Annotated in this window: 12 protein-coding genes; 9 read left to right on the forward strand and 3 right to left on the reverse strand. The window is 39.4% G+C overall.

The annotated features are described in order from the left end of the window. Together AC6RV6_RS29485 and AC6RV6_RS29490 are read left to right on the forward strand one after the other, a co-directional pair. A partial coding sequence (locus AC6RV6_RS29485; protein ID WP_500244445.1) for a reverse transcriptase domain-containing protein occupies positions 1–1,078 on the forward strand: 1,078 nt, incomplete at its 5' end. Positions 1,079–1,249: 171 nt separating this feature from the next. Then, on the forward strand, positions 1,250–1,873 hold the full coding sequence (locus AC6RV6_RS29490) for an SLATT domain-containing protein (RefSeq protein ID WP_500244446.1): 624 nt from the start codon (positions 1,250–1,252) through the stop codon (positions 1,871–1,873). A 17-nt stretch (positions 1,874–1,890) separates the two neighbouring features. On the opposite strand, the gene AC6RV6_RS29495 is transcribed toward AC6RV6_RS29490, so the two are convergent. The 3 genes from AC6RV6_RS29495 to AC6RV6_RS29505 form a co-directional block, all read right to left on the reverse strand. Then, on the reverse strand, positions 1,891–2,100 hold the full coding sequence (locus AC6RV6_RS29495; RefSeq protein ID WP_500244447.1) for a hypothetical protein: 210 nt from the start codon (positions 2,098–2,100) through the stop codon (positions 1,891–1,893). Between the two features lie 25 nt (positions 2,101–2,125). Beyond that, complete coding sequence (locus AC6RV6_RS29500; RefSeq protein WP_500244448.1) at positions 2,126–2,269, reverse strand: hypothetical protein; 144 nt, start codon at positions 2,267–2,269, stop codon at positions 2,126–2,128. A gap of 156 nt (positions 2,270–2,425) precedes the next feature. Further along, on the reverse strand, positions 2,426–3,061 hold the full coding sequence (locus tag AC6RV6_RS29505; RefSeq protein WP_500244449.1) for a Uma2 family endonuclease: 636 nt from the start codon (positions 3,059–3,061) through the stop codon (positions 2,426–2,428). A 175-nt stretch (positions 3,062–3,236) separates the two neighbouring features. On the opposite strand from AC6RV6_RS29505, the gene AC6RV6_RS29510 reads away from it, so the two are divergent. From AC6RV6_RS29510 to AC6RV6_RS29540, 7 genes are all read left to right on the forward strand, one after another. Continuing rightward, positions 3,237–3,785, forward strand: coding sequence for a superoxide dismutase family protein (locus AC6RV6_RS29510; protein ID WP_500244450.1), 549 nt, complete (start codon positions 3,237–3,239; stop codon positions 3,783–3,785). Between the two features lie 11 nt (positions 3,786–3,796). Then, positions 3,797–4,597: an HAD family hydrolase gene (locus AC6RV6_RS29515; RefSeq protein ID WP_500244451.1), complete on the forward strand. Its 801-nt coding sequence runs from the start codon at positions 3,797–3,799 to the stop codon at positions 4,595–4,597. Between the two features lie 52 nt (positions 4,598–4,649). Continuing rightward, complete coding sequence (locus AC6RV6_RS29520; protein WP_500244452.1) at positions 4,650–6,374, forward strand: ABC-F family ATP-binding cassette domain-containing protein; 1,725 nt, start codon at positions 4,650–4,652, stop codon at positions 6,372–6,374. Positions 6,375–6,492: 118 nt separating this feature from the next. Continuing rightward, on the forward strand, positions 6,493–8,823 hold the full coding sequence (locus AC6RV6_RS29525; RefSeq protein ID WP_500244453.1) for a GUN4 domain-containing protein: 2,331 nt from the start codon (positions 6,493–6,495) through the stop codon (positions 8,821–8,823). 151 nt (positions 8,824–8,974) lie between these two features. Next, positions 8,975–9,478, forward strand: coding sequence for a DUF4365 domain-containing protein (locus AC6RV6_RS29530; RefSeq protein WP_500244454.1), 504 nt, complete (start codon positions 8,975–8,977; stop codon positions 9,476–9,478). Further along, entirely contained in the window at positions 9,475–9,948 is a 474-nt protein-coding gene (locus AC6RV6_RS29535; protein ID WP_500244455.1) for a DUF4365 domain-containing protein, read from the forward strand. Before AC6RV6_RS29530 ends, AC6RV6_RS29535 begins: the two co-directional genes overlap by 4 nt. A 50-nt stretch (positions 9,949–9,998) precedes the next feature. Next, positions 9,999–10,607, forward strand: a complete 609-nt coding sequence (locus tag AC6RV6_RS29540; protein WP_500244456.1) for a Uma2 family endonuclease — start codon at positions 9,999–10,001, stop codon at positions 10,605–10,607. Positions 10,608–10,718 lie beyond the last annotated feature (111 nt).

Here is a 10,718-nt window from a genome sequence, read left to right on the forward strand (position 1 = left end):
AATTGGTACACTCATTGCTGCTACTGTACCTCATGAATTAGGGAATTGCTATATTTACGATATCAAAGTTTTATTGAAGGATAATCAAGACTTCTCTAAAACTGGAGTTTTTCGTACAGATATCAAAGGATTTTATTCAACAATAAATCGAGAAAAATTATTACAAAAAATCAAGAAGAAAATCAAGTCTCAAAAAATATTGACCTTGTTAATGCGAGCAATTGAAAATCCGATTGTACCTAAAAATTATAGAAAAGCCGATCTTAAAAAATATCAAGAAACAATAGGTATTCCTCAAGGACTCTCGATATCCAACATACTTGCTGATATTTATTTATATGATTTTGATTGTCGTTTAAAAGAAGAGTTTGGGAAAAAATATTTTAGGTATGTTGATGATATTTTGATTTTTACTGAGCCTAAGAATATCGAGAGAATCCAACATTCAATGGAAAAACATCTTTCTGAACTTGATTTATCTCTCAATAAAAATAAAACACAATTAGCAATAGAAAATCAATCTTTTGAATACTTAGGTTATTGTTTTGAATTACCAAATATTACAATAAGGCAATCTAGCATAGATAACTTCATTGAATCATTAGTGGCTATGTTTTGTGCTTACAATAACAACAAATCTAAAATGATTGATAAAGAAACAAAAGAAAAAATCTTTATAGCTAAATTAAATGAAAAAATCACTGGCGCAATTAGTGAAAGGAAGCGTTATGGATGGGTTGCTTATTATCGCGAAATCACTCAAATATCAATTCTTTTCAAAATTGACAAACTAATAATAGATTTTTTTACACGACTTAACAATTTCGATTCAAAGAATCTCAAGAGTCTTAAGAAACTATCTCGATCATTTTACGAACATCAATATAGCCCGTTAAGTGGCTATATTCATAATTACAACCGATATCAAACAACACAGGCAAAAATCGATTATCTCAAATATTTTGAAAAACTCGAACCCGATAAACAATATTCAGCACAAGAGATCGATGCTCTTTTTGAAAAAGTAAAATGTAAAAATTTATCAAAACTCGAACAGGATCATGCTAATATATACTAGCGGGTCATTTCCCCTGAAAAGGAGAACTCTTATTCTTTAATAAAGAGTGATTTATTAATCAATACCTTGTAATAGGTTAAAATCTCTAGATATCAATAGGCGAAGATATCACAAGAGAGAAAACGAATGTAATCACTAAATGGCTCGCTTTTCTTGATTATGAATTTGGAGATGAATAATAATCCTGACATTGACAACTATGCAAAAGAATTAAGGGATCAAATATGGAAAACCAACGGGTCTAGATTTAATGCAACCCGAAGATTAAAGGATAAATCTCGATTTTCGATCGCCAGTATATCAGTCCTATCGATCTACGGAATATCAGTACCAGTTATTCAAACTGTTTTTGATCTATCACAATGTCCAAAAATCAACAATTGGTACACTATTTTATCCATTCTCCTATCAATCTTCATCTTAGTTCTGAGTCTATTAGAAGGCTCCCAAAACTATGAGATTAAAGCAGAGAGACTGCATACTAACGCTACTCAAATTTCAAGATTGCTTAGAGAGCTTAACTATTTAAGAAATTGTGATTTAGAGAAAACAAAGTTTCAAGAAAAAATTGAAAAAATTCTACAAGAGTATGACAATGTTATTGATAGCTGTCCTGAAAATCACCTAAAAGAAGACTTTGAATTATTTAAAGCTCAGCAATGCAAATATTTTAATATAAATCCATTTATTGCATTTTTTAAACGTTGTCAACTATGGATTATTAATAATTGGTTATATATTCTATTTATTTTCAGTATCCCTCCAATTGTCTTGATGTTATCCGTTTCTTGTTAGACAATCGCATTCTCCAATCAATACAAATACTTATCGAGATTTTCCGACCAATCTGTAGGACCTTCTAACTCAAACGATCGTGCAACTTCCAAAAAAGAAACGGGTTCGCGATCGCTATTTTCAACAGTTTGAATTGTAATCTCAACCGAGGTATTGGGAGGAAGTGCGATCGCATCAGTGGGATGAAAGACTTTCCCATCAAATACGGCTGTAATTGTTTTGACCATTGTTTCACTTTAAATCTTACTGGTATTATAACTGCGATCGCGTAGCGTTCCCGTAGGGAGTATCGCACCTTTCCCATTCCTCAGAGTGCGATCGCGATCGCACCTCCTCAAAATTCAAGTTACAATACATGATAAAATTGCCATTTCCCAAAGTTACTATCATAACCATTACCCTCAAACCCGAACCAGAAAAACTACTGAACGAGAAAGTTAAAGCAGGAAAATATAAAACCGTTAGGGAGCAAACTTTCCATAGATTTCGCAGCTAAACTTCATTTCTCATTATACTTAATTTGCAAACAGCGATCGCATTCATCAAACAAAATTACTCAAGCGTTAAGTTTTGGCGCAATTCTCGAATCGCCGTACCCACACCGCGATCGCTAGCAGTTTGGAAAACAGAAGCAGCGATCGCACTCATATCAAGTGTCGGGAAATAACGACTGTGCGATCGTACAGAATAAATATCATTTTCTAAAGCATAAATTTGCAAAATTCCCCGCTTAAATAACCACAGTTCGGGAATTTGATAAGGAAGATAATCTTCAGGAGAAGTATAACTGGTCACATCAATTTCAATGGCCAGATCGGGAGGTGGATCGACTTGCCAATTGATGCGATCTTTACCAACTGCGACTTGCCAATTATCAATATAAAAACAATAATCGGGTTCTATTCCGCCTTCTTCTGGCAGTTCTATAGTAATCGGAGTAAATGCCTCATAGTTGCGATTTTCGCTATCGAGTAAGGCTTTCACAATATCAGACAAAAGATTAGCCTCTCGTCCATGTCTTGGCATTGGACTCATGAGTAAAATTTCTCCCTGTCGGTACTTAACACGAGGAATTGAGCTATCGCCTCTACTCTCACAAATGATTTTATAATCCTGCCACGTTCCGGGAATGCGGATGACGGTTCCCGGTGGAATTCGGGTTTTAGTTTGAGAAATAACAGCATACATGGTTTTGACTATTTTTTTAATTGTAAATCTTGTCGATAATATTATAACTGCGATCGCATAGCGTTCGATATCGCATTTTCTCCTCCAATACACAAATCTCAAGATGATTGGTGCTGAAACTAATGGTAAAATAATGAGAAATTTTCTTGTAGAACTTAGCTAAATAATCTTAAAAATGTGGCGTAAAATTACAGTCTTAATTTTAGCGATCTTGATGTGTGCGATCGCAATTCCCGTACAAGTCGTTAATGCTGAAGAAACTCCAGTTAAAGCAAAGGTTGCGATCGGTACGGGAAATCCAAAAGTTAGCGGAACTATCTTTCTAGAAGAAGTCAATAATGGCTTAACTCGCATTTCTGGAACAGTTAAAGGCTTGACTCGAGGAGTCCACGGTTTTCATATTCACGAGTTTGGGGATTTATCTGACGGTTGCACCTCCACTGGCTCTCACTACAATCCTTTCGGGGTTACCCATGGGAGTCCTTCCGCAACAGAGCGTCATGTTGGCGATCTCGGCAATATTTATGCCGATTCTCGCGGTGAGGCAAAATTCAGCATGATGGATCGCCTCGTCAAGCTGACGGGAGAAACATCGGCGATCGATCGCGCGATCGTCATTCACGAAGGACGGGACGACCTCGGACGAGGAAAAGAAGCAGATTCTAAAACCACGGGACACGCAGGAGGACGAGTCGGCTGCGGTATTATTGAAGCGATCGACTAGATTTGCTAAAAATGTTCCTTCCTCCTACTTTACTTGCACTTGATTTTGATGGCGTGATTTGTGACGGTTTGAAAGAGTATTTCCAAACCACTTGTCGCGCTTACGATCGCATTTGGAAACAAGAAAATTCGTGCGATCGCACTATTTTCACCAATTCTTTCTATAAACTCCGTCCCGTGATTGAAACAGGTTGGGAGATGCCTGTTTTATTACGTGCTTTAATGTTAGGAGAAAGAGAAGATACTCTTTTAGAAGACTGGCCGCGAATTCGCGATCGCATTATTGAAACCGAACAATTAAAAGGAAAAGAAATTGCTGAAATCGTTGATGGCGTGCGAGATGAATGGATCTCCAGCAATTTAGAAGAATGGTTGGGGCTACATGGCTTTTATTCTAAGATAATTCCTAAAATTCAGCACGCCTTGTATAGAGAACAAACTCAAATTGTTATCATTACAACAAAAGAAGGGCGTTTCGTGAGAAGATTATTACAACAACAAGGATTAAACTTACCTCAAACAGTAATTTTTGGCAAAGAAGTCAAGCGATCGAAACCTGATACTTTACGCCGATTAATCGCTAATCCTAATATCAATACAGATAATATTTGGTTTGTTGAGGATCGCCTCAAAACTCTTGAATTAGTCGCACAACAACCCGATTTAACCAAGATTTCCCTCTATTTAGCAGAGTGGGGTTACAATACCGAAAAAATGCGAGCCTCCGTTGCTCATAACTCTCGCATTCATCTTCTTTCTTTAGAACGATTCGCCGGAAATTTTGCCGATTGGCGATCGCAATCCTTGCCTTAATGCTTCTTAATGTTAAGATTGGTGAAGAGCGACGACAGATGGAGAATGGGCAATGCTGCGGTTAGAGCATATCAGTAAAATTTACCCGACGGGGGAAATCCTCAAAGATGTGAACTGGGAAGTCAAACCAGGCGATCGCATCGGTTTGGTCGGGGTCAACGGTGCGGGGAAATCAACCCAACTGAAGATTATCATGGGGGAAATCGAACCGACGACCGGGGAAGTGATTCGCCCTAACAGTTTGCACATTGCTTACCTCACTCAAGAGTTCGAGGTCGAACCGACGCGGACGGTAAAAGAGGAATTTTGGCAGGTTTTTAAAGAAGCCAATGAGGTTCACGAAAGTATCGAGAAAGTTTCCTTAGAGATGGAAACCGCAGATCCTGAAGAGTTAGATAAGTTGGTTCACAAATTAGACCGCTTGCAACGTCAATTTGAAGCCTTGGATGGGTACGGTTTAGAGGCACAAATTGATAAGATTTTGCCAGAAATGGGATTTCTTGTTGAAGATGGCGATCGCTTGGTTAGTGCCTTTAGTGGTGGCTGGCAAATGCGAATGAGTTTGGGTAAAATTCTCCTGCAAAATCCCGATCTTTTGCTATTGGATGAACCGACAAACCATTTAGATTTAGAAAGTATTGAATGGTTGGAAACTTATCTGAAAGGATTGAAAACGCCGATTGTGATTGTTTCTCACGATCGCGAATTCCTCGACCGTCTCTGCACGCAAATTGTGGAAACAGAAAGAGGAATCTCTACGACTTATTTGGGTAACTATTCTACCTATTTACAGCAAAAAGAAGAGAGTCGCCTCTCTCAACAAGCAACTTACGAACGCCAGAAAAAGGAAATAGAAAAACAGCAAGTTTTTGTCGAGCGTTTTCGTGCCAGTGCGACTCGCAGTACCCAAGCGAAAAGCCGCGAGAAACAACTCAATAAAATCGAACGCATTGAGGCACCGAAATCTCATGTCAGAACCCTAAAATTTCAATTTCCTCCAGCTTCTCGGAGCGGACGAGAAGTGGTAGAAATAACCGATTTATCCCATACTTACGATGATAAACTGCTTTTTTTAGGGGCAAACTTATTAATCGAACGCGGCGATCGCATTGCCTTTCTCGGTCCGAATGGTTCGGGAAAATCAACCCTCCTTCGTATGATGATGGGGATGGAACGACCGGAAGATGGCAAGATTAAGTTAGGGGAACACAATGTTATCCCGGGGTATTTTGAGCAAAATCAAGCTGAAGCCTTGGAGATGACTAAAACCGTGATGGAAACGATTCACGATGAGGTTCCCAGTTGGAAAAATGAAGAAGTTCGCACATTATTAGGAAGTTTTCTCTTTAGTGGCGATACGGTTTTCAAGAAGGTTGAGGCTTTGAGCGGAGGAGAAAAGGCGCGTTTAGCATTAGCAAAAATGTTATTGCGTCCGGCAAATTTACTCATGTTAGATGAGCCGACCAATCACCTCGATATTCCCGCTAAGGAGATGTTGGAAGAAGCCTTACAAGGTTATGATGGCACGGTGATTATTGTTTCTCACGATCGCTATTTTATTTCCAAGGCTGCTACTAAAATCGTTGAGATTCGTGAAGGGGAATTAGTAGTTTACAATGGCGATTATCACTACTATTTAGATAAGATTGCGGAGGAGAAAGAAAAGGAACTCCATCGGATTAAAGAAGCACAAAAAGCGGCTAAAAAGGCTGAAAAAATAGCGAAACAAAAGGAAAAGCAGAAAGGAAAGAAACAGAAAAAAGCAGTCGCTAAATAATTGCGATCGCATTATCTCTAAATGATCTTGGCTGTAGAGACGTTAAATTTAACGTCTCTAGAGGATTTTCGGCGATCGCGTTATCATAAAACTGCTGAAAATAAAGGGTTGAACGATCGTGGCAGATAAAGACTCCAAACCCGATAAAAAAGACGCATCCACCTTAGAAGAGTCGCAACAAATAACTCAAAAATCGGTTCGAGATATTGCCGATCGGGTTGTGCGATCGAATTCTGCTCGTAAAATCGGACTGACTTTTGTTAAATGGGTGCCGATGGGAAGTAATGTGGCTGTTTTGGGGTCTTTTCTGTTACAGCAGGATTGGTTATATGCAATGTTGTCTTTCCCTCCCTTGATTCTAACGGTAATGTGGGCGGGTTATACGGAAAGTTTTCTCCTCAAAGTCCACGAGAAATCGCAGGAGAGAGGGGATAAGGATGGCGATCGCTTTCTACAATGGCTCAGTTGGAAATTAGCGGGAAGCGAGGAGCAATATCTCTATTGTCAGAAAAGCGACTGTTCGGAGTATCGGACGGAAGGACACAAACCCGCTTTGGGTCTCTCTATTCCTTTGCTGGATGAGGTGTTTGTCCCTCTAGAATTGAGCAATCGCTTTTGGCGGAATTTGGGTGAAGATTGTTTGCCGATGGCTGCAAATTTTGAATGGGATAAGGACATTCTCGACGAGATGAAGCGGTCTGAAGGGTTGAGAATCTGGGATTTATTGAAGAAGGTACGGGAAATGCCAGTTTATAGTCGTATGGCTATTCTAGCATGGGGCGGTTACGGAAAGACAACTTTATTGCGCCACATTACTTATATTTATACTCAGAAAAAAACACAGCGCGGCGTTCCTAAATTGCTCCCAGTGTTATTTTATTTACGGAGTCAGCAAGGAACAATTATCGAGAAAAATCTGGATTTATCGCAGTTAATTGAAGAATATCATATTCCCAGTTTACCTCAAGGAAAAGCGTTAAATTTGCCGCCAGATTGGGCTAAGAATTTGTTACGGGAAGGGAAGATGCTGGTTATGTTTGATGGGTTTGATGAGGTAAAGGAAAAATGGCAAAAATCCGTGAGTTTATGGATCGGGAAACAAATGAAGGAATATCCGCAAACTATTTTTATTCTGACTTCTCGCCCAGCAGGATATAAGAATTATGTTTCTGAGAATCGTTTTGGGACAGAGGTTTGGGTTAAGAGTTTTAATGATGACCAACGAGAGCGCTTTATTCGCCGTTGGTATCTCTGTCAGGAACGATATGCGCGGGGAGGACGAAATACGTTAGCGATGAAACAGGCTGCAAATGATAATGCTTTGAATCTGTTGGCGCAAATTAATCAGGAAGAGCGATCGGAGTTGAAGGATTTAGCGAAAAATCCTTTGATGTTAAACATGATTGTGAATTTACATCGTTGTTATTCGGGGGAATATTTACCGCGACGACGCGCAGAGCTTTATCAGGAAATTGTGCGCTTGCAGTTGGGCGATCGCCCTCTGGCGAGAAATATTGAGATGATTTTAGCGGCGAGTGAAAGTCAGCAGGTTTTACAAGGGTTAGCGTTGCAGATGGTGCAAGAAGATCGCACGGAAATTGAGAAGGAATGGCTCTTAGATCGCTTGCAGTTTTATCTCGAACCGATTGATGATTCTGTTAATGTCGGGAAGTTTTTGCAGCAGATCGAACGGGTGAGTGAGTTATTAGTCAAAAAAGATGAACATTATATTTTTTCTCATATCAGTTTTCGTAACTATTTGGCAGCATTTGCAATCAAGGAGCAAAAACAAGAGGAATTATTATTAGAATCTTGGCAAAAAAGCGAAGGTTGGCGAGAAACAGTTTTACTGTATACGGCTTTGGTGAATCCGGTGCGAATTGTGCGCGGGTTATTAGAGGATGGGTCGAAAGAAGCGATCGATCTGGCTTATAAATGCTTGCAGGAAACGCCGCGCAAGGTCAATCCGAAGTTAAGGGAAGAAATTGAAAGTCTTCGAGATAATGTGGCAGATAAGCGTTATGAAAAGTTAGAAGAATATCTGAAACAAGGAGAATGGAAAAAGGCAGATTATGAGACAGATCGCGTCATGCTTCAAGTTGTAGGGAAAGAAAAGAATCAACATTTAGATAAAGAAGATATAAAAAATTTTCCTTGTGACGATCTCCGCAAGATCGATGGCCTTTGGTTAAAATACAGTAATGGTCATTTTGGTTTCTCTGTTCAAAAAGAAATTTGGCTAGAGGAAGGAGGAAAACCCAGAGAGTTAGATTATGAGCCATTTGAAAAGTTGGGGAGACGCGTCCATTGGTACAAAGGACAATGGATATCAGAAGAAGAAGTAGAATACAATCTCTTAGCCCCGATAGGACACCTCCCTTGGGTGGGTAAAAGTGCGTTTTACTTTCCTATGATTGAATTACATCTTTTCTCGCGCAGAGACTTGTAATCTGTAATATCAGTTACCAGTCACCAGTAATACGCCCAGCAAAGTCGAAGCGTCACCAATTTTCAGATATTAGTTAATAGCTTTTTCAATTGTATTTGAGAAAGGAAACATATAGAGCTATACTTTTATAGCAGTATTCTAATTCCGGATATTGGTAGACGCAAAAGAAGTCATTGGAGAACGAGGTGAATTTATCTTCCGAGTTCTTATAACCCGTAAACATCCAACTCGCGGTTATCTATTTGAGTCTCCGCGATTTTTAGGTGACAAGAAACGAACCATAGATTTTCTAATTGAACTCTTCTATGAAGAATCTTTGATTCCTTTTTTCTTCGTACAAGTTAAAGCAACTTCTAGAGGATATACTCAAGGAGAAAATCGCCTCAAAACTCCAGTAAATGCTACCACAATGCAGCGTCTTGCAACTTACCCTGCTCCAACTTATATTGTAGGTATTGACGAGCCGGGAGAATGTGGCTATCTCATGTCAGCGAATGGCGAATATACGACAGGATTTGCAAGTTTGTGTACTGATTATCCACTTAATCCCGATGTTTTGGCGTTATTATGGGATGAAGTAGCCGCTTACTGGACTTCTCCAAATAAATCAACTTTACGATCGCGCTTTTGCGATCCGAGATGGAGGCAAAAATGATACAAGAAGATTTACAGTATTTTATCAACGATCGCGCCCAAAATCTCGCGATGGTACATTTAACCCGCAGACAAGATTTAACCATTCAACGACTCGACGAAAGACAAAGCGATCGCGGACTCAAGATATTAGCAACCATTCAAAAAGATGGCATTTCGACAGGGAGAATGTTTGGCATTGATGTAAAAGCACGAGATAAAGCCATCGAAAATATCTCTGATATCTCGCAATTTCCCACCCTAGAAGACAATCATTACTATCAAGATTTACCTTTTCCTGCCTGTGTTTTTTTCTTCACAATGGCAGACGATCTCGGTTACTATAAATGGCTCAAATATCCCCTCTCAGCCCAGCAAAAATCCGATGAGAGAGAGCGCGATCGCTGGCATCCTCTAGATGAAAATGCCCTCGTGCAAATTATCGACGCGATCGCAACTTGGTATGAGGAAAGACAACATTCTGTTGCTTAAAAATTCACTGCGCTAAAATAAACAATATTACGTTCAAATCGAGAAAAACCATGACGATTAAAGAACGAGCGATCGCAGCCAATTTAACACAATCCAAAGAAAGAGAGTATTTAGAGACCAAAACTCTCGCTAAATGGTCAATTGCAGAATATCATCAGATGATTGCCGCCGGAATTTTACGCGATCGCAACGTGGAATTATTAGCAGGAGAGATTGTGGAAATGAGTCCGGAAAGTCCCATTCATTACAATACTGCCAAACGAGGGACAAAATATTTAGAAGAATTGCTTCGCGATCGCGCAGAAATTCGTTTTAATGGACTCATTTCTCTAACAAATTCCGAACCCGAACCCGATATCGCGATCGTTGCACCCCCAGAGTCTCGCTATAACGATCGCCATCCCGGAGTTGCCGATATTTTCTGGTTAATAGAAGTCGCACAAACCAGTATTAAAAAAGATAACGAACTCAAACAAGCAATTTATGCTCGTGAAGGTATTCTCGAATATTGGTTGCTGAATTTACCAGCGAGAAAACTGATTATTTTTCGAGAACCTCAACAAAATAACTATGCAACTCGATTAGAGTTAACAACTGGAGAAATTTCACCCCTTGCCTTTCCAGATATAATGGTTGACTGCGATCGCCTTTTCTTATAAAAATGCGATCGCAAGAATTAAACCAAATTTAAGCTCAAGTCAATATACCAAATTAATGGGTCTACCGAACTTAGTATGTAAAACTAAGTTGAGAAAAGGGCATCCAACCCA

The sequence above is a fragment of the Spirulina sp. LEGE 11439 genome (genome assembly GCF_059821285.1).